Below are 23,004 nucleotides of genomic sequence, written 5' to 3' on the forward strand. Positions count from 1 at the left end.
TGTATAATAAGGGCAATAACACATTTCTGTGGGGGATGAACATGTTATCGAAACGTGAAGAAGAAAGAAGAAATCAATTAGAAGTCGTGGCCTTAGATGAATTAGTGCCTGAAGATCATCTTGTACGAAAAATTGATCAAGCGATCGATTTTGATTTTGTTTATGATCTTGTCAAAGATCATTATAGTTCTGATAACGGTAGACCAAGTGTGGATCCCGTTGTTCTTATTAAAATGGTTTTGATCCAATATCTATTTGGCATTCGTTCTATGCGTCAAACCATTAAAGAAATTGAAACCAATGTTGCTTATCGTTGGTTTATTGGGTATGGGTTTTCAGAGAAAATTCCGCACTTTTCTACCTTCGGTAAGAACTACGTGAGACGCTTTCATGATACAGATTTATTCGAACAAATTTTTTATCGAATCTTAAGAGAAGCGATGAAAAAAGGTCTCGTTGATCCATCTATCGCTTTCATTGACTCAACTCATGTAAAAGCGAACGCCAATAAGAAAAAACTTGAAAAGAAAATTGTTCGAGTAGAAACGAGAAGTTATCAAAATCAGCTTCATGAGGAGATCAATGTTGATCGTGAGGAACATGGAAAAAAGCCATTACCCCTACAGAATAAAGAAGAGAAAAAAGAAATCAAGGTCAGTACAACTGACCCAGAGAGTGGCTACTATGTAAAGGATGAACGTGAAAAGTTATTTGCTTATTCATTTCATACGGCTTGTGATTCAAAAGGATTTATTTTAGGAACACTGGTCACTGGTGGAAATGTTCATGATAGTCGTATGTTAGATTCACTCGTATCAAAGGTGACAAAGAAAGTCGGAAAACCCAATGTAGTCGCAGTGGATGCTGGATATAAAACACCTTATATCGCCAAGTTTTTAATGGATCAAGAGATAAGACCTGTCATGCCTTACACTCGCCCGAAAACAAAAGCTGGTTACTTGAAAAAGAATGAATACGTATATGACGCACATGTTGATTGTTACATTTGCCCAAACGGGCAAATTCTTTCTTATCGTACAACGACTAGAGAGGGATATAAGCAATATGCGTCCGATTCAGAGGTATGTAAATCCTGCTCGTTTCTAGATAACTGTACACAAAGTCAAAATCACACCAAACAGATTCACCGACATATTTGGCAGGACTACCTAGACGAAGCAGACCATCTGAGACTCACTGAAATGAATAAGAACATCTATGCAAAACGGAAAGAAACGATTGAACGCGTTTTTGCGGATGCAAAAGAAAAGCATGGAATGCGATGGACGAAACTTCGAGGATTGAAAAAAGTTTCGATGCAGGCGATGCTTACTTTCGCTGCCATGAATCTTAAGAAATTAGCAAACTGGACATGGAAAGAGCCATGTCCAGCGTAAAGCGACTGATCAATTTTATCAAAATAAGTGAAAACCCCACTTTTACTTGAAGTAAAGGTGGGGTTTGTCTACGGTCTGAAACCCTTATAATAGGGTTTTTCTTTTATTATTTAGTGGAGTATAGTTTCACCTTTCTTAGCTTTGTGTCTACTTGGAGTAAGGTGTGGAGAAAGTTCTTTCTTCACATGTAGGTGTGAAAATAAATGAATGGTAAACAGAATATTACAGGGTGGCATTACAACCCCAAGTGATTTGAGATGCAAAATATTAATAAGTGTCTTAATGATTGCTATCATAATTTGATGAAGTTGTGATGGAGTTTGAACGTGAAAGTAATCTATTTGAGTACTGTCTACCGAAGTGTAGACTATAAGAGCAACTTTGCTAAATCATTTTTGAAAGGTCTTAAAAAATATGATATCGTTGAGAAAAAATTGTTGGGGGATGTATATGAAACGCACATTATACATGTTGTTAGGAGCCATCATTTTAACATATTTTACTTTGATTTTACCTTTTTCAAAAATATACAACAGTGGACTGTTTGAAGTATTGTCTTTTTGGTTAATTCTAATCTTTGTATTTTCTTATAATAAAAACCATACTTGAGATATTTACGGTTTTTTCTTTATATGGTAGTGTGTGGGCGGAGGTGTTTGGGATGAAAATCAGGTTCATACTCATTTTACTAGCTTTCGTATTCTCATTGACAATGTTTGGGGGTATTTCAAGTGCAAAAAGTAAGGAAACTAAAGATAATACAAGCCAAGAACATTCAGTCAAACTTGAAGTTGTCAAGTCTACTACATATTATAATTCACTAGATGGAGAAAGAATTGAATATAATTCTGAGAATGAAAAGCGGATTGCAAAAACAAAATTAGAGGACATAAAGAAGTATAAAAAGCTCACAGGAAAAAGTATTTCATACGAAGATGTAGGGTTGAAAGATAATGGTGATTTAGGAGAATCTGATAAAATACATACCTTATTCATCTTTACCGCCAACCGATCCGGCAACAAATAGCAAACTGCTTATTTCTCAACAAGTTTTTTATAAAGGTACATCTGGAACTAATTATAAATATCAATATCATTCTTATGCCGAATGGTTTAAAAAGCCTGTTAACCATAAGAAAGATGCGTTTGCAGTAGCTTGGGATACATCTGCAGTCCCTTTATCAGGTACTTTTGAGGGGTATTGGCAGCAACAAAAGGCCGTTGCTGACGGTAAAGGTGGCCTCACACATGTAACAGAAGATAAACAACTATCAGCTGATACAGACTCATACAAAAATTATGGTCATGGAGTTATTCTTTCACCTGGCTATGGAGATACTCAATTTATAACGATGGATAGAGATGTACTTGTTCCAAAGTCTAAAAAAGGAGATCCTGCAAATATTATCACAAAATATCATCACACTTATGCAACAATAAATGGTATTTCAATTAGTGTTGGCCCAGCTTCAATAAGTTTTAGCGATAGTTGGGGAGATGATTTAGTTACAGAATATAGCTTTGTATATGGAGATAGATAAGAGAAGAGTGAAGCCCTTCTCTTTATTAGGATACCTTATTAATTCCTATTAATAACAGCATCTCATTCAATAAGTATGTTCAAATCCTTCAAAATTGGTTAAAAAACGATAAAGTGGATTAAAGTGTCAGGCTCCTTATGGTATTCTAGTAAAAGAATATGCCATAAAAGGAGTCTTTTTTATATGAAAATATTAGATGCTCCATCTTTACTATCAGCTGTAGAACAGAGATCAAAGGCCTATCATGAGCTTCAAGAAGAAATGAAACTTGTGAAAAAAGCATTAAAAAGTGTGTCGGGCTTAGGTGATGAATTTACTGGAAAAGGTGCAGACAATATCAAATCTTTTTATGGGGATCTTGCGCTGTACACAGACACATATCTTGATTTTATCGATATGCAGAAAGCTTTTTTAGATGGGGTGAAAGGAAAGCTTGATGATGAATCATTAGGTGGGAGTACTTTTATTGATGAGCACTTTTTAGACACTCAATTGAAACAAGGGATTCAGAACAATAAAGATATGGTCAAAGAACAAAAAGAGGCACTTTCCACTATTTTTGATGATATTAGTGATTTAATTGAATTACATACTTTTTCAAGTAAAGAGGTCAATGAACATTTAGATGATGCGAACAAAAAAAGAAAAGAGACCATTGAAGTTTTACATCAAATAGACAATGATTTAAAAACGGAATACGCAAAGTCAGAAGCGGTTGAGAACCACCTCAACACTTTTTATGCAAAGATGATGGCTGCTACTGGAAAAGGAAAGAATGCGCAGCCAATGTATTATGATGCAAAAGCATTTCATGAGACAGACGTGTACAAGAACCATGATCAGATTGATGCTCAAGTGAAAGCCTATTTAAAGGTGAAAAAAGATGAAAAAGAAAAACGAAGAATCAAAGAACTGAAAGAAAAGCTCAATGATCCTTCGTGTCTATCAGAAGCGAAGTACTTTGAGATTGTAGATGAGATCGGTTATGAGAATCTCACATATGATCAAAAAATGTATTACAGCCAGCTTCTCCAAATCAAAGCACAGGAAGAAGCATCGGAGGTATTCATTGATAGTGTAAAAGGTACTGCAGTGGGTCTATATGATGTAGCAAAAGATACAGTAGTTGGTATCTACGATCTTGTGACAGATCCTGGAGGTGCCGTTGAATCGGTCGTAACGGCTGTTTCTCATCCAATTGAAACGTCGAAAGCGATTGGAAAATCGATTTCAGACTCATTCCAAAAAGAAGTCATAAATGGTGACGCGTATTCGCGGTCACACTGGTTCGCCTATGCGACTGGTTCACTTGCAGAAATTGTCTTTGGTTCTAAAGGTGCAGGAGCCATCACAAAAACAGGGACAACAGCTGCCAAAACAACAGTGAAGAAAGGGCTTGAACAAGGGGCAAAATCATTAGATAGAGTCTCTATTCCGAATCTATTGCCATATTCACCAAAGTTTCAACTAGCAGGTGGAGGGAAACTCCCTTATAACGTGTTTGACGGAGAAAATCTCAAAAATAAACTCCTCTCCATGGCAAAGCGTCTAGACAACAACTCAGGATACGGAATCTCTAAGACAGGCAGAAGATTACCAGCACCCAAATCACCACCGACCGTTGTCAGTTACGGAGATCATTATGTGAGATGGAAACGTAAAAAAGTGCTAAAGCCTAATGTTGTCTATTCAACCAAACAAGGTTACACCTACACAACAGATCACTATGGCCGCATTGTCAAAGTCGAAGCAAGTGATTTAAAATATGGAGAGATGAAAAGAAACCAATATGCTCAATCCAATTCAGGAAAGCCGGATCGATTGCTGGATGATGATGGTGGTCATTTAATTGCGACTATTTTCAAAGGTTCTGGTGATATTGATAATCTGGTGCCGATGAATTCGCAGATTAATCGTAGTGGCGGGAAATGGTATGAGATGGAACAGAAATGGAGAAAAGCATTAGCATCTGATCCCCCAAAGCGTGTAGAAGTTATAATTGAGCCGAAATATTTAAATGATTCAATTAGACCCTCTGAGTTTGGTGTGTTTTATAGCATAGAAGGAAAAGAAAAGTATCTAATTATTGAAAATAAAATCGGAGGGTGAATAATATGGAAAACATAACAATAGATTCTATCTATCAAAAAATAGCTGAACTTATTCATGATAACATTCCAGTTGAATGGGAAAAAATACGAATGTATACGGAAGTGGTCAAACACGAAGCAGAAATAACTTTTTACTTTAGAAAAAAGGGTGATAAGGAGTTTATTTACGGGCACAATATACCTAAATTATTTAATATCAGTAGATCAATATATATGGATTTTTTAGTTGAATTAACACGATTATTTAGACAGTTAAAAACATTTTATGAAAAAAATAATTATGGTTCATGGACTAATCTCACGCTTGAGATGGAGCATTCAGGTAAATTCTCGATTGAATATGGGTATGAAGATATTTTCTCATTAGGTATTGATGGTGATCAAAGAATAGCTGTTTGGGAATACGAAACGTTCGGATTTCTACCTGAAGATGAGGAAGATAAAGAAGCTGTGCTAGATTATTTGAAAAATAAAGAAGAAAATAGAAAATAGCAAATGACCCTCCATATCAATTAAGGAGGGTTTTTGTAATATTTGTTTCATAATAATTTCTCATTTTACTTATTTAAACCGATAAACCGTCACTTCACAATCGCTAAGGACCTCTTCTATCATCTCTCGAACAATCGTCCAATCTCCGCCTGCCAAGCCGCAGCCGATCCCATAAGGAATGGCGATAGAATGAAGGGGGTTCTCTTCATTTGGATTTGTCACTGTCTGTTTTAGATGTTCAAAGCAGCTGCGTAATGCGTCGTCATCTGTTTGTTTTGTTTTTCTTCCGTATCCAACTTGGGCGAATAAGTTGGCAATGGTTTTTCCGTCGCTCGTTGTGATGAACTGGACGGAGCTTAATAAGTCATCTCCTTGTTCTGCACATAAACGTTTATAGTCTTTATACACATTTGGGTATTTGCTTTTGATTTGCTTTGCTAATCCTGCTCCCATGACACCCTTACAATTCACTTGGTGACAGATGATATCTTCTTCTGCGTCTAAAATATTGCCTTCTACCGTTTTGATCATTTCAAGTCATCCCTTTTCAATAAAATACAAACTTATGTTCTATTATATCAGTTTTGATGACATTATTTCATTACAAAAAGCGCTTGGAGTTTAAAAATGGATACGTCCATGCGATCAAATGATCAAAAACAGTCCATGACATCTAAAATAGTGAAAGATAAAGAAGAAATAGTAAGGAGACCCTTATGGATAAAATAGAAACAAAACGGTTAATTCTTAGACCATTTCGTGATGAAGATGCACCTGGAATGCTTGCATCCAAGAGTAAATTGTTTTCTGGATGATCAAATCTCTACATTAGAAGAAGCGGTCGCTAAGGTGTAAAAAAGAAAAGCAGATCACTCTTATATGGCGATTTGTTTAAAAGAAAGTCAGTTGATTATCGGTGAACTGTTTCATTTAAAAGATGAGCCTGACACGTATTCAATTGGCTGGAATTTTCATGCGTTATATGAAGGGAAGGGATATGCCCGTGAAAGTGCAGAAGCTCTCTTGTCATATCTATTTGTCAATCAAGGAGCAAGGCACTTATATGCATATGTAGAAGATGACAATGATCGATCTCAAACATTATGTGAGCGTTTAGGCATGAGGAAAGAAGGCCTCTTTCTTGAGTTTGTTTCATTTACTACAAATGAGGATGGAACCCCTAAATATGACAACACCTATCAATATGCTTTGCTGAAAAAAGAATGGGAGCAGTTTCATTCTAAATAGTGCTTTGTTTCTTTGTATCCGGATGACAACGAAGTGACAAAAATGTGAGATGATCCCTTTATTTTGTTCGCTCGATCGATGTCACGGGCTTCTTTTTTCATTTATCCTTTTCCTAAACGAAGCAAAAGGAATGAAATGAGATGCAGGAGTTTAATGAACGGGTATTTCGGTCGATTAATCAACTTAGTATGAATCACGATGTCTTAAATCCAGTTCTTATTGGATTGGCTGAATATTCAGTGATGTTCATTGCGATCATGTTTTTGATCATGTGGTTTCAAAATCGGAGCAGAAGAAACATGATGATATCTGCTGGGTTGACCTTTATCTTGGCAGAGATGTTAGGGAAAGTCGCTGGGCTCTTTTATTCCAATCAACAGCCCTTTGCAGAATTGAATCAAGTCAATCTTTTAATCGAAAAGGAAGTGAACAACTCTTTTCCGAGTGATCACACCATTTTTATTTTTTCCATTTGTATAGTCTTTTGGCTTTTCCACAAGCGTCGTATTTATTGGCTTTTCATTGCCTGCGCTGTAGGCTTTTCAAGGATTTGGGTAGGTGTTCATTATCCATTTGATGTGTTGGTAGGTGCTATGATCGCCTGTTTAACGGCGGTAACCGTTGTTTATTTGCCGCTATTCCAAAAGGGCGTTAGCCTGCTTCTGTCGTGCTATGAATGGGTGGAGCAGAAATGGGCAGGAGAGAGAACCAAATAGAATGTAAATCCCACGAAAAAACACCCCAATCTGTTATGACATCAGATCGGGGTGTTTATTACTTTCGCCAAAATGTAGTACAATCTGCTTTGTCTTCAATGTTAAATTCGATGATTTTTTTTAGCAGAGGATAGTCAATCGGTAAGCTTTCTTTCATCCGAAACATCTTTTTTCCATGGTCATAACCAGCTTGTACAATATCTGCTGAAAAGTGATCAATCCCTTTTCCTTCTGGAGCAACAGAAATGTGGTGTTTTGCGACGCTAAATCCAATAATAAATGTGCCATGATCTGTGAACATGGGCTGATTCCAAGCAATTCTTGGCTCTAATTGAGGGAATGTGTCTGAAATCCATTGTAAGATGTCTTGCATGCGCTGTTTCAGCTCTGGATGACCGATATTGCTTACATATTCTTCAAAAACCTGCATTGTTTTCATCCTCCATATTCATCAAGCCTCAGACGGGATTCGAACCCGCACTCCTTTCGTAAGCATAGGCTAGGGGGCAACACGCTTCCCTACGGAATTTCACCGACAGGAGTTTCACCTGTCTTAGCTCATTTGCTTTTCGGTGCTTCTGAAACCCTTGCCTTGCGACCCGCTAGCTACAATTGTTTTACGGCGCTCTTCCCTTCTAGAGCTACTGAGGCACGGAAGTTCTTGTTCATATTATATAAAGAAACTTCAAAAATGAAAAGCAGTGCTCATGATTCAGGGCCATCGCACAAAATAGGCAATGGAATAAAACCAATCAACTGTGTCTTTTGATAAAAAAAGACGGAATTTTTAGTGTATACATCATTGACTAGGAGAAAGAAACGCAATAACAAAGGAATCGGTTATTGAAGATTCAAGTGATTCATATTAAAATGATGTCAAATGGACGAATTAGCAATTGCTAATAGAAGTTCCATATTTAGTGAAATCATGTGGTGTAGCTGAAGGTGATTGGGGGTGTAGAATGAGCAAAGTTCCTGTGGCGGAATTGGCATCACTATTAAATGACTGGAACATAGAAATCAAAAAAGATCATGCAGATGAGGCAGAACGGCTATTTGCTAAAGCGAAACAGGCAGTAGAGGAAATTGATGATGCTGACATCCTCATGTATTATTCTCTTCTAGAGAAAAGGCATCATATTCTGATGTACAATTTAAGAGGGCAAAAAGGCAATGTTTCAACGAAAAGTATAGAAGGCCATTATGGGAAAAAAGATGATGATTTGTCTAATCGCCTTGCTTATTATTTTGATTTTTATGAGGGTGTGTATGAACAGCATCAGGGGAATTATGAGGTTGCATTACAGATGTATCAAAGTGCGGAAAAGCTCTTAGATAAAATTCCAAGTGAAATCGAACGCGCTGATTTCGATTTTAAGGTCGCGTGGCTTTACTATCGCCTGAGTCATATTATGCTTTCATTAAGTTATATTCGTAGGGCTCTACACGTCTATAAACGTCAGAAGCACTATGAAAGAAGAACTGCACTTTCATATTCTCTTATTGCAGCCAACCTTACAGAGATTGGCAGGTACGAAGAAGCGCTTGAGAATTATCGTTTAGCGGAAGAGGTGTTGACTAGCGAACAGGATGATTTTATGCTGGCTCAGCACCACCATAATGTGGCCATTTTATATTCATTTTGGAATAAACCGAAAGAATCTATACGACATCTTGAAAAAGCATTGTCTCATCAAGAGTATTATGATTCAGATTTCTTTTTCCATTCTACGTATCTGATCAGCCGGGAACTCTGTGTAATTGGTGAAAAGCAGCGTGCAAGCCAGTATATAGAGGCTGCATATGCCCGAATGAAAGAAGCTTCTCATGAAGTGTTTCAGCTCAAAATAGGCATCGTACATGATCTTTACTTAACGAATGTGCCACAAAGATTTCAGCAAATTAATGAGAAATTAAGAAAGTTAGAAGAAAAGAATGAATATCATGAAGTGAAAGAGCTTTCTCACTTTGCTGCAAAGTATTGTGAAAAGCAAGCACTTTATGAGCAGTCTGTTTTTTACTTGAATAAAAGTTTAGAAGCGGATTTACATATGAAAAGAATGGGGTTGATATAAGATGAAAACAGGATTAAAAGTATTATTCGTTGTAGGTTTAGCGGTCGCTGCGGCTGTTTTAACTGAAAATGTAGCGGGTTCTTTCGAAGTAGCAGAAAAAATCATTGGTGGTTAATCACCCAATCATATCTCGCCCTTGTTGATGATGATCAGCAAGGGTTTTTTATATGGGTGAAAATAGGCTCTTCTTATTAAACGCTGCAAGAACGTTTAATAAGAAGAATTCGCAACAAAGGGGGTGTGCAAATTTGTTACCTGCTCCATTATTCTAAATAAACATTGGGCAGAGCAACAAGTTAAAAAGGTCACCTTTCTTTGCTTAATTTAATTTTTTGCAGGACTTTTCATTCAAATTTCATCAAATTGGTCTATTGTACATAGAAATTGTTACAAAAGAGGGAACACCGCTCCATTTGTCACGCATATGATGAGATGAGGTGTAAGTTGAAGGCAGGTGATTGTATGGATCCTCGGGTGTATGGAGGCTTTCATGGCGGCGGTTTTAGCGGCGGAGCAGTGGGACCTCATATTGGCTTTGGCGGGTATTATGTGAGCCCTGGCGTGTTCTCAGGCTTAGGAGGTTACCCTGGATATGGGGGGTTCGGGACGTTTTCTGGATATTCTCCATATGGCTCCACATTCATTATGGGGCGTCCTCCTGGTTTTTATGTAAGAAGTTATTAATGTTTCATCACAGTGATTGAAATAGCCATCTAAGATTGGCTATTTCAATTGGTGAAAGTGCTTAAATGTAGCTGTGATCACAATAACCCCTAGGATGCAAATAGGCAGCCAAATGATGATAAACGGATCGTAAGCATCTGTATACGCAGCTAAAGCAGCTCCTAGGCAGTAAAAGACAATAGAACCGATTCGCAGCAAGCTCACATGTTGAATAGGGGCTTTTCTTTTTTCCCGATTTGATAAGCGTTGCGCCAAATCTTCAAATAAGTTAGCAAGTGTACTCGTTAAAACTGTTGTAGAAATGCCAGCGACATTTAATTTGCGTGCGGCCGCCGTTTGCATGCCCATCGCCATACTTAAAAGGATAATCAGCATAAAATAAGCACCTTGCGTATAAGGAAAAATGGTCATAAGAGCAAATAGAAGCAAGATGATGACTTCTATGATAAAGATGCGTGTAACGGCTTTTGGCCAAAATGTTTTTTCTTGTTTTCCACCTATGACAACAGCTAGTAAAACACCTAAAACAAATCCGCTAAGTGCCGTGATGGAATGAAGAGCGGTTAACTGCAATGAACTGCCTGCTGCAATGCCAAGCAGTACTATATTTCCCGTCATATTTGCTGTAAACACATGCCCTAGGCTTAAATAGCCAATAACATCCACTATTCCTGCGGTAAGACATAAGAACATAAGGGCAATGTTTCGTATTGAGTGTGCGGTCAAAATGGTCATCCCTTTCTTTCTCTCTAATGAATAAGTGTAACGCTTAATGACCGCGTATGTCCATTTTATGAGCTGGTAACATGTCCTGCAGCTGATATAAAACTTGTCGAAAAGAATCATCATTCACATGGTGCCTCATTTGCCGGAATGGGTCGCCTTTTTCCTTTAGACGTTTCATAACAGCCGGCATCGTAAATAAAGAAGGGTGACATTCTTCGCTGTTTAATTCTTCCCATTCAATCGGTGTTGCAACAAGTCCGAGCTCGTTTCCTCTCGGGGAATACGGGGCGATGATTGTTTTTCCAGCATCATGTTGAAGGTAGTCTAAATATAAACGGTTGCCGCGGTTTTTCTTTAGACGCTCTAGCGTAAACAGCTCGGGTGTTTGTTCACATAAAAATTGGCAGATGAACGCAGTGAATTGTCTAGTTTGTTCATATGTGAAGGCATTTTTCTTCAATGGGATATAAACTTGTAGCCCTTTCCTACCACTTGTTTTAATAAATGCGGTGAGAAAGAGTCCATCTAAAATGACCTTGATTCGTTTGGCTGCTTCTATTGCTAGGTGAAACTCTTTAACAGAAGGCGGATCTAAATCAAATACAATTTCTACAGGCCGATCCGTATCTCTCGTTTCAAAAGGAATATGAAATTCCATCGCCAGCTGGTTACCAAGCCAAAGCAACGTGTTAGGATCATTACAGATTGTGTAAGAAATATCGTGCGCTTGATCTGTCTCAACAAAATCAGGCGCATAATCGGGCGTTGCCTTTTGATAAAAAGATTCTTCACCAGTGCCATGAGGAAAGCGTATTAACGTAAGACGTCTTTCACGTAAAAAGGGTAATAAATAGGGAGCGGCTTGCCTCAAATAAAGTAAGTAATCTGCCTTTGTGATATGAAGGGCAGATACAACCGGTTTCTCTGGGTGGGTGACGTCAATCAAAGCTGGGAGCGGATAAAGCTGTTTGAGCATGTGTTGAAAGGTACACGTTGCTGGATCTGCATCGAATAAAAACGAAGAGAACCGGGGCTCTCGTAAGGCTGATCCATCAAAAGAGATACAGGCAATCTTTGCGACAATGGATGGTGGGATTTCATAATGTGATGCTCCAGTCATTTGACCTTTGGTTAGAAATAAGGTGCGCAGGGTTTGTTCTTCTTCTTTAGAAAAACCATGCTTAAATTGGACAACCTCTATGAGATTCGTTTCTTGATAAAGACATCCTTGAAAATAGCCATTGTCTTTATCAAAACGAGTCACGATGACAGATACATACCGCCAATTTTTGATTTTGAGCCATTCTTTCGAGCGGGTATGCTCCTGCCATTTACTCATCTTCTTTTTAGCAACTAATCCTTCCGCTAAATAGGTCAGCATGATTTTTTTCATGTCATCAGGGCTGCTATCGGTTTGGATGATTTGAAGAAGAGAGGGGTGATTCAACTGAACGGAGGGAGGAAGATTTGCTTCTTGGAACACCTCATGCAGCTCAGCTTTTCTTTCAATCAGCGGTAAATCAACGAGGGATTTCCCTTTAAATCTCAATAGATCAAATGCAATCAAATGACATGGAAACCGCTTAGCCTGGCGTTGAATGGTTTCTTTGTTTTTCAGGCGGCCTCTTTGCTGAACCTTTGTAAAGTCGCTTTCTTGTTCACTCAGTAAAAAGACCAATTCTCCATCTAGGGTCAGCGGTAAAAAAGGTGCAAGCTGCTTTGTTAGTTGCTGGCACTGATCAATGACTTCAGGAAATTGTTCATTTAATCGCTTTCCGGCTCTGCTCTCTAAATGGATGGTGTCTTTTTCCCAAATAAGAATGGCCCTGAAGCCGTCATATTTTAATTCATACAGCCAGTCTGCTCCAACAGGAATATCATGTGCAGACGTTAAACGCATCGGTTTCATTGTGTTTTTCACTTCCTTACATCATGTGTTCTTAGAGTGGGATGAAATTTTCATAAACATACATAACTCTGATGAAAACATTACATAGTAAGGAGAAAAGAACGGAGGCATTACGATGCATACAGTATGGAAGGGTGGCATTAGCTTCGGACTGGTGAATATTCCAGTCAAGCTGTTTACCGCTACAGAAAACAAAGATATTAAATTAAGACAGCTTCATAAAGAATGCCATACGCCGATTAACTACAAAAAGGTTTGTGCTAACTGCGGCGAGGAGGTAGCGCCAGAGCAAATTGTAAAAGCGTACGAGTATGCCAAAAATAAATTCATTGAATTGGATGAGGAAGAACTCGAAAGGCTGAGAAAAGAAAATGAAGAAAAAGCCGTCGAAATCATTGATTTTGTGAAGATAGAAGAGATCGACCCCATCTATTATGAAAGAAGTTATTTTCTATCTCCAGATACTGGCGGAGCAAAGGCTTATTCATTATTAAGAAAAGCGTTACAAGAATCAGGGAAAATCGGTGTAGCCAAGATCATGATTCGCTCAAAGGAGCAATTAGCGATTGTTAGGTGCTACGAACATATTTTACTAATGGAAACCATTCATTTCCCTGACGAAATTAGGCAAGTATCAGACGTCCCGAATATCCCGCAAGAGGAAAATATCGTGAAGAAAGAGTTAGATACAGCACTCCTTTTAATTGAGCAGCTGACCACCACATTCGATCCAGCCGCTTATCGCGATGAATACAGAGAGCAGCTGATGAATGTAATTGGAGACAAAATTTCTGGAGAACATACCGTTCAACCAGAAACGACAGGTAAAAAAGAGGCTTCATCCAATGTCACTGATTTGATGGCCGCTTTGCAGGCTTCTATCGATCGATCAAAACCAGAAAAAACGAAAAAAGCAGCACCTAAGAAAAGAAAAGCACCCGCTAAAAAAGAAAAGAATGCATAAAGAAAAGACCGCTCGCCAATGAAGTGACCCCCTAAATTTAGACGCGTTTTTTTATGAGACAGCTTTCGAGGCATGAGTTCGATATTGTATCGGACTCATGCCTTTTAGTTTTGTCTTTATACGTGTGTGATTGTAGTAGTCAATATATTGTTCAAGTTCTTGCTTGAAGTGTTCGATGTTCTCAAATTTTTTTAGGTATAGAAATTCAGACTTTAAGATACCAAAAAAGTTCTCGATAACTGCGTTATCGTAACAGTTACCTTTTCGGGACATACTCTGTGTAATCCCACGCTTTTTTAAGGCGTGTCTATATTGCTTCATTTGGTAATGCCATCCTTGATCAGAATGTATCATTGGTTTCTCATCTTCATCTAAACGGTTGAACGCCTGATGAAGCATCGTTGAGACGAGTGAATAAACAGGTCTTGAACCGACTGTATAGGTAATGATTTCACCATTAAATAGATCTAATATGGGCGAAAGATAGAGCTTCTGACCAAATAACTTGAACTCCGTTATATCTGTGACCCATTTCTCATTTGGCCTATCAGCTTGAAAATGACGAGCCAATATATTAGGCGCTATTTTGTTCACTGTGCCTCTGTATGAACGATATTTCTTCACTCGGACCATGCATTTTAGCCCTAGAACTTTCATGATGCGCTGGACTTTTTTGTGATTCACCTTTTGTCCTCGGTTGATTAGTTCATCACGAATCCGGCGATATCCATAACGTCCTTGATGTTCCTGATAAATGGTTTGAATCATCTTTTTCAGTTCGACATCCTGATCAGGACGATCTAAATGCTTGATCAAATAATAGTAGGTACTGCGTGGAATACATGCGAGCTTAAGAAGTGATTTCACCGGATATTGATGCCTTAAATCATAGACTACTTGCGCTTTGTCTTGTTTGGTGATTGTTCCTTGTTTTGAACTAAGGCATTCAACTTTTTTAAATACTCATTTTCCATGCGCAAATGTTCTACTTCTGCCTGTAACGCTTCCATTGATCCTTTCGTTATTTCTTGTTTTCCAGTTTTCTTTTTCATAGACGGACGCCCCTTTTTATTAGATTGAAGGGCGTCTACTCCTTGTGTTTCCAAGATGCGCTTCCAGTTCCAAAGCGTGGTATCAGAAGGCAGGTTAAAGAGTGCAGCTGTTTCCAAGATAGACGTCCCATGTTCATTCATATAATCAAGTACGTCTAGTTTATATTGGACTGGATAATTTGTATATGACTTTGAAAAAGCTTTTTTGCCATGATATTGATACTTTCTGACCCAATATTGAAGTATACTTTTGTGCACGCCAATCTGTTTTGCAATTCCAAGCAGGGGTTCGCGGTCAATGAGGTATCGTTTTACCGCTTTGATTTTATCTTCAATTGTAAATTTAGCCAAAAGAAAAGCACCTCCAAATGTTAGACTGTGTCTAATATTTGGGGTGCACTTCACCAAAGGGCGGTCTTATTTTGGCTTCACCACATCCTGAATCGTCCCGTCTGTTCGGTGGATGACAACTGCTGTTCCTTTTTTAGATGAAATCTCTTTCGCGCGGTCGATGACTTCCTGTTTCGTTTCTTTTACCTCACTTGCACGCTTCGCTTTTTCAGTTTGAACCGCCCAGCCTTCATCATGTTTCACGACATGCTGCGCATGATCCATGAGCTCAGGTCGTGCAGAGCTGCTTTTCTTAGAAGGAGTCACAGAACCATGAGAGTGAAAGTCCTCCATTTCTTTTTCCGTCGCATTCTTTTTCCACTCTTTCGCTTGATTGATCGCAATTGGAATCGCTCTACCTTCTTCATAGCCTTCCTGCACCATTTTGTTGGCAATCTCAAGTGCTTTTTTTCGAATGACTTTGTCTAGTGATTGGAATGAAGCTGGATAATCTTCCATTGTCCAAGGCATATTGAACGCTCCTTTCTTTTATTTGAACACCTTCCCCCATATGCAATGGATCAAACATTTCACCATCTCAATCCAATGGCTTGGTTGAAATACATCGTTTTGCTGAGGAAGAATGTTTTCAATTCCTGCACAATAGAAGATAGTAAAGGAGTGATTGAAATGATGATGAAAGGCTTGTATGAAGCACATTTACCTGTGAGTGATTTGAAGGCATCCATTTCTTTTTTTGAAAAATTGGAATTAACGCTTGCTCATGAAAATGAACGAGTGGCCTTTTTATGGATTGAGAAAGGAAAGAGCTGGCTCGGCCTTTGGAAGGTTGATATGTCCACTGTTCCATATCACCCAGCGACGCGACATGTGGCCTTCCAAATAGAAACATCCAGCCTTGACCAGATCAAAGAATGGCTGATAGAAAAAGGGATCAGCATACATCCGATGTTTGGCTTTTCGGAAGAGCAACAGCCTTTAGTACTTGATAATCCACCACAATTTCATGCTGCCATTTATTTTCTTGACCCTGATGGGAATCTGCTTGAATGTATCGCACCGCTAGAAATCGATGCAGCAGAACATCATGAGATGATGACATTTGAAGATTGGGGAAGAAAGAAAAATCCGTTTATGGATTGACAAATTTATTCGTTGTAACTATAATAATTACAACGGTGGTGAAGGAATGTGAAACAAATTAGCAGCAGGTATACCATTGCTGTTCATATTTTGTCATTTATTGCGGGTGTTTCAAAAGAGTGTACAGGGGATTTTATTGCGGAAAGTGTCAATTCAAATCCTGTCATTATACGAAAAATGATGGCTATGCTGAAAAAAGCGGATCTCATTGAGATTCGCCGCGGAGTAGGCGGTGCTTACTTAAAAAGACCGGCAGAGGACATCACACTGCTAGATGTGTACCGAGCTGTGGATGTAATCGATGATGAAGAGTTGTTTAATTTTCATCAACCAGTCATTGCGTGTCGAATTGGTCAAGCCATGGATACGAGACTGCGGAAAGAACTCAAAGAAGCACAGTCTGCACTTGAGCATCGCCTAAAACAAGTGACAATCAAGCAGTTATTGATGGAGGCAGAAGAGTAGAAAAAGCTCATACACAGAGCTTTTTTTATCCCTTCGTTGTAACCATTTTGATTATAACGAATGCTCTGATGTAAGAAACAAGCTGTTTCATTCAGGAACATCACCGTTGAACGAAAAATGAGGAGGTCAAATTAATGAAATTATTAGTGACAGGTGCAACAGGACAACTTGGATCGCTCGTCGTCAAACATTTGCTCGCGAAAGTGCCAGCTGAACAAATTGCGGTCAGTGTTCGAGATCCGCAAAAAGCAGTACATTTGAAGGAAGCTGGGGTGGATGTGCGCAAAGGAGACTTCACACAGCCGGATACACTTCAATCAGCGTTTCAAGGGATTGACCGTCTTTTGATCATTTCGTCTGGGGATGGAGAACGAGTGAAGCAGCATCTAAATGCCATCGAAGCAGCGAAAGCAGCGAATGTATCATTTATTGCTTATACAAGTGTTGCCAATGCAAAAGAAAGTCAGCTAAACCTAGCAAATGACCATGTAAGAACAGAAGAAGCGATTATGGCCTCTGGCATCCCTCATGTTTTTTTAAGAAACAATTGGTATGTGGAAAATGAAAAAGATACGATTCTGGCATCAGTCAACGGAGCGCCGTTTATCAGCCCAATTGGTGAAGGTAAAGTCGGCTGGGCAACAAGAAATGACTATGCGGAAGCAGCAGCAAATGCGTTAACACTGCCGGCACATGATCAGGAAATCTATGAATTGTCAGGACCGCTTCGCACACACACTGAACTTGCACAAATGGTCAGCAACGTGAGCGGGAAAGAAATCAAAGTAGAACACATGGATATAGACGCATTTGGAGAATTTTTAGCGTCAAATGGTGTACCGAAAGAAGCTGTTCCATTTGTCAAAGCGATGCAAAGCGGAATTCGCGATGGGGCATTAGCAGTCGAAAGCCATGATTTCGAAAAACTATTAGGCCGTTCTTTAACACCTATTGAAGATAGAATACGAGAAATGATATCAAACTAAACAATTAAAAACGCCCTGTAAAAGGGCGTTCAGGCTGTCGAGAAAATCTCGACAGCTTTATTTTTTCCCTTAAATTTTCCACTACCCCATTTTATAATAGAGAAAAGCATACTAAAGGAAGGTGTTTTTCTCATGTTCCACACTAGAAATTCTTCTCAGCACGAAGCCGAATTTGTATTACTAGATCAACTGGTCGAAGAGGATCACCTGCTTCGTAAAATTGATCAATACATTGATTTTTCATTTATCATAGACAAAGTAAAACCATATTATAGTGAGAATAAAGGTCGTCCTTCTCTCGATCCACTCATTTTGTTCAAAATGATGTTCATCGGATACCTGTATGGTATCCGTTCTGAAAGGCAACTTGAAAAAGAAATTTACTATAACATGGCGTATAGATGGTTTTTAGGTTTGAACATCAATGACCCCGTTCCTCATCACTCGACCATTAGCTGGAATCGTCGTACTCGATTCAAAGATACAACGATTTTTCAAGACATTTTCGACGAGATTGTGCTTCAAGCTATCAATCATGATATGGTAGGAGGCCGCGTTCTTTTTACTGATTCAACTCATCTTAAAGCCAATGCCAATAAACATAAATATATGAGAAAAACGATTGAACAAGATACCCAGAACTATATAAATGATTTAGAAGAAGCGATCCAAGAAGATCGGGTGGCACACGGAAAAAAGCCCTTAAAGGTAAAAGAGGAGGTGAAAACGGAAAAAGACATTCGTCAAAGTACGACTGATCCTGAAAGTGGCTATCTTTATCGTGAAAACAAACCGGAAGGCTTTTTCTACCTAGACCACCGTACAACGGATATGAAGTACAATATCATCACGGATGCCCACATCACGCCCGGTAATGTCCATGATTCTGTTCCGTATCTTGATCGGTTGGATCACCAAATCGCACGATTTGGTTTTCAAGTAGAAGCTGTTGCCCTTGATTCTGGTTATTTGACGACCCCAATCTGTAAAGGTTTATCAGATCGCCGTATTTTTGGTGTCATCGCACATAGACGCTTTCATCCAACAAGAGGTTTATTTGAGAAGTGGAAATTCAAGTATGACTCTGAACATGATCATTACATATGCCCAAATGGTGAGAAGCTATTATATACAACAACTGATCGAAAGGGTTATCGATTCTACAAATCAGATCCTAAAAAATGTGCATCGTGTTCTTTTCTTGAAAGATGCACAAGGTCGAAAAATCATCAAAAAGTCATCTCAAGACACATATGGGAAGAACATAAAGAAAAGATCAGACAAAATCGTCTATCTGTCTCTGGAAAAGAGCTATATAAAAAAAGAAAAGAAAAAATAGAGCGAAGCTTTGCAGATTCAAAACAACTGCACGGGCTTCGCTACTGCCGGTTGAGGGGAAAACAAAATGTGAGTGAGCAAGTTCTTCTCACAGCTGCCTGTCAGAACATGAAGAAGATTGCCACACATCTAGCGAAGCTAGGTTAGGTGTGTGGGAGGCCTTTTTCATTCAATCTCATCCATCATCATTACGATGAAAATAAAAAAGATTGTAGAAAAACATGAGTTTCTCTACAATCTGAACGCCCTGTAAAAGGGCGTTTCAGCGTGTAGACAAAGTCTACACGCTTTTTTGTATAATAAGGGCAATAACACATTTCTGTGGGGGATGAACATGTTATCGAAACGTGAAGAAGAAAGAAGAAATCAATTAGAAGTCGTGGCCTTAGATGAATTAGTGCCTGAAGATCATCTTGTACGAAAAATTGATCAAGCGATCGATTTTGATTTTGTTTATGATCTTGTCAAAGATCATTATAGTTCTGATAACGGTAGACCAAGTGTGGATCCCGTTGTTCTTATTAAAATGGTTTTGATCCAATATCTATTTGGCATTCGTTCTATGCGTCAAACCATTAAAGAAATTGAAACCAATGTTGCTTATCGTTGGTTTATTGGGTATGGGTTTTCAGAGAAAATTCCGCACTTTTCTACCTTCGGTAAGAACTACGTGAGACGCTTTCATGATACAGATTTATTCGAACAAATTTTTTATCGAATCTTAAGAGAAGCGATGAAAAAAGGTCTCGTTGATCCATCTATCGCTTTCATTGACTCAACTCATGTAAAAGCGAACGCCAATAAGAAAAAACTTGAAAAGAAAATTGTTCGAGTAGAAACGAGAAGTTATCAAAATCAGCTTCATGAGGAGATCAATGTTGATCGTGAGGAACATGGAAAAAAGCCGTTACCCCTACAGAATAAAGAAGAGAAAAAAGAAATCAAGGTCAGTACAACTGACCCAGAGAGTGGCTACTATGTAAAGGATGAACGTGAAAAGTTATTTGCTTATTCATTTCATACGGCTTGTGATTCAAAAGGATTTATTTTAGGAACACTGGTCACTGGTGGAAATGTTCATGATAGTCGTATGTTAGATTCACTCGTATCAAAGGTGACAAAGAAAGTCGGAAAACCCAATGTAGTCGCAGTGGATGCTGGATATAAAACACCTTATATCGCCAAGTTTTTAATGGATCAAGAGATAAGACCTGTCATGCCTTACACTCGCCCGAAAACAAAAGCTGGTTACTTGAAAAAGAATGAATACGTATATGACGCACATGTTGATTGTTACATTTGCCCAAACGGGCAAATTCTTTCTTATCGTACAACGACTAGAGAGGGATATAAGCAATATGCGTCCGATTCAGAGGTATGTAAATCCTGCTCGTTTCTAGATAACTGTACACAAAGTCAAAATCACACCAAACAGATTCACCGACATATTTGGCAGGACTACCTAGACGAAGCAGACCATCTGAGACTCACTGAAATGAATAAGAACATCTATGCAAAACGGAAAGAAACGATTGAACGCGTTTTTGCGGATGCAAAAGAAAAGCATGGAATGCGATGGACGAAACTTCGAGGATTGAAAAAAGTTTCGATGCAGGCGATGCTTACTTTCGCTGCCATGAATCTTAAGAAATTAGCAAACTGGACATGGAAAGAGCCATGTCCAGCGTAAAGCGACTGATCAATTTTATCAAAATAAGTGAAAACCCCACTTTTACTTGAAGTAAAGGAGGGGTTTGTCTACGGTCTGGAACGCCCTGTAAAAGGGCGTTTTTTCTATCCTTGTTGATCCGTTATTTTGAAAAAATAGGTGTAATGTCCATTTTGTCGTACATATTCTTGTATGTAGATGTTAGAATTTTATGAGATGATTCCAGCAAATGAATGACGCTTACTTTATTATGAAATACATTATTCAAGATATTCATTTTGTTTTAATCCTATTAAACAGCAGGATGTGATGACATGTTACGCAAAGCCTTCCTCTCTTATTTGACTGCCAGTATGATCACAATCATCGTCATTATGATTGAACTCGGTTTTCGTTCAGCCGTTGTTTCACCATTTGTTTTACTTGATTCGAACAAAGAGAGCAACCCAAAGGTATTCGTTGCTCATTCGCTATATCAGGGTGACGTTTTATTAACCTATCAAGACGGTTCTTTCAATGGCCCTTCAGAAGCATCCCTTCAATTAAGTGGAAAGAACATAAATCTCACACAGATCCCATCTGCGAATGGAATCAGTATGATTGAAACAGACAAAATAATGAATGATAAGGCATTGGTTTTTCTAAGAAAAGGTTTTGTACCTATCCATGATGATACGATCATGATGGAACAGGTAACGCAAAATCCCTTCTTTTCTACATACAATCTAACGAATCTAACAGAAACAACTAAGATCAACACAAACTTTAAGCATAGCATTACATTTGTTACATTCATGACTTTAATGGGAATTCTTTTGCCCGCTTTGTTATTTTTCCTTTTTAACCTTCACGAATCGATGAAAAACCTATTCACATTATTCATTCCCTTTGTTCTAGCCATTTTTCTTCCCTTGGGATTAAATTATTATTTCTTAATGGGATACGTGCTATCAGTTACAGGATCTTATGTGTTGAGTATGATTCTCTCTATACTTGTGCCTAGTTTCCTGTCAGTCTTATTGACAGCTTATTCATTTGAGTATGTGACAAAAGATTCTTCTGATGTAGTAGGAGAAAATGAAGACACTTTAGGGAATTCATTCTTCCTGAACGTTAGGGAGCAAGCCGTTTTATTTGGTGCTATCACATTATCCTTGATATATTTCGGCTCTTATTTAGTCATGCCTTTGGCGTTTCAAGCGAAGGTTATGGATCATCTTTTTCTATTTTGTGCTTGGTATTTCGCCCTAGTCATCTTATTTATTATGGGTTACTCATTCATTCAAAAAATGATAAATAAGTATGAAATCTTACGGACGGACGAATTCATAAATATTTGCAAAGATATTGAGCATCAAACGAACCAAAAGGTAAAAATATGGGTAAAAAAAGACTCACAACATGATATGAATGCCTGGATATATTCATTTCAACTTCCATTTAGAAGAAAAGTCAATCTATATGTGACGGAAGGGTTACTAGATAAGTTTGATACAGAGGAAATTCGTGCGATCTTATTCCACGAAATGGGACATGTAAAATTAAAACATGTGCATTTCACCATTTACCTCACTGTGATTGTCACCTTACTTATGGGAATCAGTATGTATTATGCCAGACAGGTGATGCTTGCCAATGGTTGGTGGCAATATATTTTGTTGTTCCCAGCAGGGATATTGATCATGATATTTATGACGGAGTGGCTGCCAAAGAAAATGAGTCGGTTATTTGAGATTCAGGCGGATCGCTTTGCTGTTCACCATCTTGAGAATCAAACTCTATATCTCAATACTTTGATAAAATTAAGTCATTTGATTGAAGAAGATGGAGATGACGGAAGAAAATCTGAATGGCGTGAAAGTCATCCTTCTTTTGAAAAACGAATTCATCACATAAAGAAAATCATGAAGTGAAGGCGGTTTGTGTGAATGACGACACTTCCTTCGGTAGTATGAAGAAATAAAAACATGAATGTTCTCAAACGCCCTGTAAAAAGGGCGTTTTTTTCATGTACCTTCACAAGCATGATGTCCAAATTTTAGACAAATCCGTTCGTTGAAATTTCAGAAATTTGGGATTAAAATGAAATGAAGGTCCATTATTTAGTCATCAGATGACCAGACATAAATCAAGGTGC

The 23,004-nt window shown here is 38.4% G+C and carries 21 protein-coding genes and 1 pseudogene; 16 read left to right on the forward strand and 6 right to left on the reverse strand.

Going from position 1 to position 23,004, the window contains the following annotated elements:
* Nucleotides 1-41 precede the first annotated feature (41 nt).
* The 5 genes from M2353_RS08835 (at nucleotide 42) to M2353_RS08855 (ending at nucleotide 5,541) form a co-directional block, all read left to right on the forward strand.
* Nucleotides 42-1,397 carry an IS1182 family transposase gene (locus M2353_RS08835; protein ID WP_047947312.1) on the forward strand — a complete coding sequence of 452 codons (1,356 nt, stop codon included), beginning with the start codon at nucleotides 42-44 and terminating at the stop codon, nucleotides 1,395-1,397.
* A 661-nt stretch (nucleotides 1,398-2,058) separates the two neighbouring features.
* Nucleotides 2,059-2,424 carry a hypothetical protein gene (locus tag M2353_RS08840; protein WP_284725268.1) on the forward strand — a complete coding sequence of 122 codons (366 nt, stop codon included), beginning with the start codon at nucleotides 2,059-2,061 and terminating at the stop codon, nucleotides 2,422-2,424.
* 325 nt (nucleotides 2,425-2,749) lie between these two features.
* Nucleotides 2,750-2,938 (forward strand): hypothetical protein, encoded by a 189-nt coding sequence (locus M2353_RS08845; protein WP_284725269.1) that lies wholly within the window; start codon nucleotides 2,750-2,752, stop codon nucleotides 2,936-2,938.
* A gap of 183 nt (nucleotides 2,939-3,121) precedes the next feature.
* Complete coding sequence (locus tag M2353_RS08850; RefSeq protein ID WP_284725270.1) at nucleotides 3,122-5,047, forward strand: T7SS effector LXG polymorphic toxin; 1,926 nt, start codon at nucleotides 3,122-3,124, stop codon at nucleotides 5,045-5,047.
* A gap of 5 nt (nucleotides 5,048-5,052) precedes the next feature.
* Entirely contained in the window at nucleotides 5,053-5,541 is a 489-nt protein-coding gene (locus M2353_RS08855) for an immunity protein YezG family protein (RefSeq protein ID WP_144665464.1), read from the forward strand.
* Nucleotides 5,542-5,610: 69 nt separating this feature from the next.
* Here M2353_RS08855 and M2353_RS08860 read toward each other — a convergent pair whose 3' ends face one another.
* The gene (locus M2353_RS08860) at nucleotides 5,611-6,072 is read right to left on the reverse strand and encodes a macro domain-containing protein (protein WP_284725271.1); all 462 of its coding nucleotides are present in this window, start codon (nucleotides 6,070-6,072) and stop codon (nucleotides 5,611-5,613) included.
* 185 nt (nucleotides 6,073-6,257) lie between these two features.
* On the opposite strand from M2353_RS08860, the pseudogene M2353_RS08865 reads away from it, so the two are divergent.
* Both M2353_RS08865 and M2353_RS08870 read left to right on the forward strand, forming a co-directional pair.
* Nucleotides 6,258-6,789 (forward strand): annotated as a pseudogene (locus tag M2353_RS08865) (GNAT family N-acetyltransferase).
* A gap of 140 nt (nucleotides 6,790-6,929) precedes the next feature.
* Complete coding sequence (locus M2353_RS08870; protein WP_284725272.1) at nucleotides 6,930-7,505, forward strand: undecaprenyl-diphosphatase; 576 nt, start codon at nucleotides 6,930-6,932, stop codon at nucleotides 7,503-7,505.
* Nucleotides 7,506-7,563: 58 nt separating this feature from the next.
* Here the strand turns inward: M2353_RS08870 and M2353_RS08875 are convergent, their stop codons facing one another.
* Entirely contained in the window at nucleotides 7,564-7,935 is a 372-nt protein-coding gene (locus M2353_RS08875; RefSeq protein WP_017357912.1) for an iron chaperone, read from the reverse strand.
* A 532-nt stretch (nucleotides 7,936-8,467) separates the two neighbouring features.
* Between M2353_RS08875 and M2353_RS08880 the strand changes: the two genes are divergently transcribed.
* Nucleotides 8,468-9,580, forward strand: a complete 1,113-nt coding sequence (locus tag M2353_RS08880) for a response regulator aspartate phosphatase (RefSeq protein WP_284725273.1) — start codon at nucleotides 8,468-8,470, stop codon at nucleotides 9,578-9,580.
* Between the two features lie 462 nt (nucleotides 9,581-10,042).
* Nucleotides 10,043-10,264 carry a hypothetical protein gene (locus M2353_RS08885; protein ID WP_008343948.1) on the forward strand — a complete coding sequence of 74 codons (222 nt, stop codon included), beginning with the start codon at nucleotides 10,043-10,045 and terminating at the stop codon, nucleotides 10,262-10,264.
* Between the two features lie 39 nt (nucleotides 10,265-10,303).
* On the opposite strand, the gene M2353_RS08890 is transcribed toward M2353_RS08885, so the two are convergent.
* A complete protein-coding gene (locus M2353_RS08890) occupies nucleotides 10,304-10,999 on the reverse strand; it encodes a YoaK family protein (RefSeq protein WP_008343947.1) in 696 nt (231 codons plus the stop codon).
* Nucleotides 11,000-11,033: 34 nt separating this feature from the next.
* Complete coding sequence (locus M2353_RS08895; protein WP_284725274.1) at nucleotides 11,034-12,899, reverse strand: DNA ligase D; 1,866 nt, start codon at nucleotides 12,897-12,899, stop codon at nucleotides 11,034-11,036.
* Nucleotides 12,900-13,014: 115 nt separating this feature from the next.
* On the opposite strand from M2353_RS08895, the gene ku reads away from it, so the two are divergent.
* On the forward strand, nucleotides 13,015-13,863 hold the full coding sequence (gene ku / locus M2353_RS08900; RefSeq protein WP_035391954.1) for a non-homologous end joining protein Ku: 849 nt from the start codon (nucleotides 13,015-13,017) through the stop codon (nucleotides 13,861-13,863).
* A 51-nt stretch (nucleotides 13,864-13,914) separates the two neighbouring features.
* Here ku and M2353_RS08905 read toward each other — a convergent pair.
* Nucleotides 13,915-15,266 (reverse strand): IS3 family transposase gene (locus M2353_RS08905; RefSeq protein WP_096881102.1). Its coding sequence is split into 2 segments (ribosomal slippage): nucleotides 13,915-14,822 and nucleotides 14,822-15,266, totalling 1,353 coding nucleotides; the frame shifts between segments, so codons are not numbered across the junction.
* A 66-nt stretch (nucleotides 15,267-15,332) separates the two neighbouring features.
* Nucleotides 15,333-15,776, reverse strand: coding sequence for a DUF2188 domain-containing protein (locus tag M2353_RS08910; protein WP_284725275.1), 444 nt, complete (start codon nucleotides 15,774-15,776; stop codon nucleotides 15,333-15,335).
* A gap of 159 nt (nucleotides 15,777-15,935) precedes the next feature.
* Here M2353_RS08910 and M2353_RS08915 point away from each other — a divergent pair, with 159 nt between their 5' ends.
* The 6 genes from M2353_RS08915 to M2353_RS08940 all read left to right on the forward strand — a co-directional run bounded on the left by M2353_RS08915 (nucleotide 15,936) and on the right by M2353_RS08940 (nucleotide 22,780).
* The gene (locus M2353_RS08915; RefSeq protein WP_284725276.1) at nucleotides 15,936-16,409 is read left to right on the forward strand and encodes a VOC family protein; all 474 of its coding nucleotides are present in this window, start codon (nucleotides 15,936-15,938) and stop codon (nucleotides 16,407-16,409) included.
* A gap of 48 nt (nucleotides 16,410-16,457) precedes the next feature.
* On the forward strand, nucleotides 16,458-16,874 hold the full coding sequence (locus tag M2353_RS08920; RefSeq protein ID WP_284725277.1) for an Rrf2 family transcriptional regulator: 417 nt from the start codon (nucleotides 16,458-16,460) through the stop codon (nucleotides 16,872-16,874).
* 134 nt (nucleotides 16,875-17,008) lie between these two features.
* Nucleotides 17,009-17,860, forward strand: a complete 852-nt coding sequence (locus M2353_RS08925) for an SDR family oxidoreductase (protein ID WP_284725278.1) — start codon at nucleotides 17,009-17,011, stop codon at nucleotides 17,858-17,860.
* A 132-nt stretch (nucleotides 17,861-17,992) separates the two neighbouring features.
* Nucleotides 17,993-19,345, forward strand: coding sequence for an IS1182 family transposase (locus M2353_RS08930; protein WP_284725045.1), 1,353 nt, complete (start codon nucleotides 17,993-17,995; stop codon nucleotides 19,343-19,345).
* A 187-nt stretch (nucleotides 19,346-19,532) separates the two neighbouring features.
* Complete coding sequence (locus tag M2353_RS08935; RefSeq protein WP_047947312.1) at nucleotides 19,533-20,888, forward strand: IS1182 family transposase; 1,356 nt, start codon at nucleotides 19,533-19,535, stop codon at nucleotides 20,886-20,888.
* Nucleotides 20,889-21,463: 575 nt separating this feature from the next.
* Nucleotides 21,464-22,780, forward strand: coding sequence for a M48 family metallopeptidase (locus tag M2353_RS08940; RefSeq protein WP_284725279.1), 1,317 nt, complete (start codon nucleotides 21,464-21,466; stop codon nucleotides 22,778-22,780).
* The last annotated feature ends 224 nt before the right edge of the window (nucleotides 22,781-23,004 follow it).

This window comes from Bacillus aerius (genome assembly GCF_029894105.1).
Classification (GTDB): Bacteria; Bacillota; Bacilli; order Bacillales; family Bacillaceae; genus Bacillus; species Bacillus altitudinis.

Bases quoted from the DNA above. Each gene is read 5' to 3' on its own strand.
- M2353_RS08910 (WP_284725275.1), bottom strand. From the start codon at position 15,776: ATGCCTTGGACAATGGAAGATTATCCAGCTTCATTCCAATCACTAGAC.
- M2353_RS08850 (WP_284725270.1), top strand. From the start codon at position 3,122: ATGAAAATATTAGATGCTCCATCTTTACTATCAGCTGTAGAACAGAGA.
- M2353_RS08940 (WP_284725279.1), top strand. From the start codon at position 21,464: ATGATTGAAACAGACAAAATAATGAATGATAAGGCATTGGTTTTTCTA.
- M2353_RS08895 (WP_284725274.1), bottom strand. From the start codon at position 12,899: ATGAAACCGATGCGTTTAACGTCTGCACATGATATTCCTGTTGGAGCA.
- M2353_RS08935 (WP_047947312.1), top strand. From the start codon at position 19,533: ATGTTATCGAAACGTGAAGAAGAAAGAAGAAATCAATTAGAAGTCGTG.
- M2353_RS08860 (WP_284725271.1), bottom strand. From the start codon at position 6,072: ATGATCAAAACGGTAGAAGGCAATATTTTAGACGCAGAAGAAGATATC.
- M2353_RS08885 (WP_008343948.1), top strand. From the start codon at position 10,043: ATGGATCCTCGGGTGTATGGAGGCTTTCATGGCGGCGGTTTTAGCGGC.
- M2353_RS08835 (WP_047947312.1), top strand. From the start codon at position 42: ATGTTATCGAAACGTGAAGAAGAAAGAAGAAATCAATTAGAAGTCGTG.
- M2353_RS08855 (WP_144665464.1), top strand. From the start codon at position 5,053: ATGGAAAACATAACAATAGATTCTATCTATCAAAAAATAGCTGAACTT.
- M2353_RS08880 (WP_284725273.1), top strand. From the start codon at position 8,468: ATGAGCAAAGTTCCTGTGGCGGAATTGGCATCACTATTAAATGACTGG.
- M2353_RS08930 (WP_284725045.1), top strand. From the start codon at position 17,993: ATGTTCCACACTAGAAATTCTTCTCAGCACGAAGCCGAATTTGTATTA.
- M2353_RS08915 (WP_284725276.1), top strand. From the start codon at position 15,936: ATGATGATGAAAGGCTTGTATGAAGCACATTTACCTGTGAGTGATTTG.
- M2353_RS08890 (WP_008343947.1), bottom strand. From the start codon at position 10,999: ATGACCATTTTGACCGCACACTCAATACGAAACATTGCCCTTATGTTC.
- M2353_RS08925 (WP_284725278.1), top strand. From the start codon at position 17,009: ATGAAATTATTAGTGACAGGTGCAACAGGACAACTTGGATCGCTCGTC.
- M2353_RS08845 (WP_284725269.1), top strand. From the start codon at position 2,750: ATGGATAGAGATGTACTTGTTCCAAAGTCTAAAAAAGGAGATCCTGCA.
- M2353_RS08870 (WP_284725272.1), top strand. From the start codon at position 6,930: ATGCAGGAGTTTAATGAACGGGTATTTCGGTCGATTAATCAACTTAGT.
- M2353_RS08840 (WP_284725268.1), top strand. From the start codon at position 2,059: ATGAAAATCAGGTTCATACTCATTTTACTAGCTTTCGTATTCTCATTG.
- M2353_RS08875 (WP_017357912.1), bottom strand. From the start codon at position 7,935: ATGCAGGTTTTTGAAGAATATGTAAGCAATATCGGTCATCCAGAGCTG.
- ku (WP_035391954.1), top strand. From the start codon at position 13,015: ATGCATACAGTATGGAAGGGTGGCATTAGCTTCGGACTGGTGAATATT.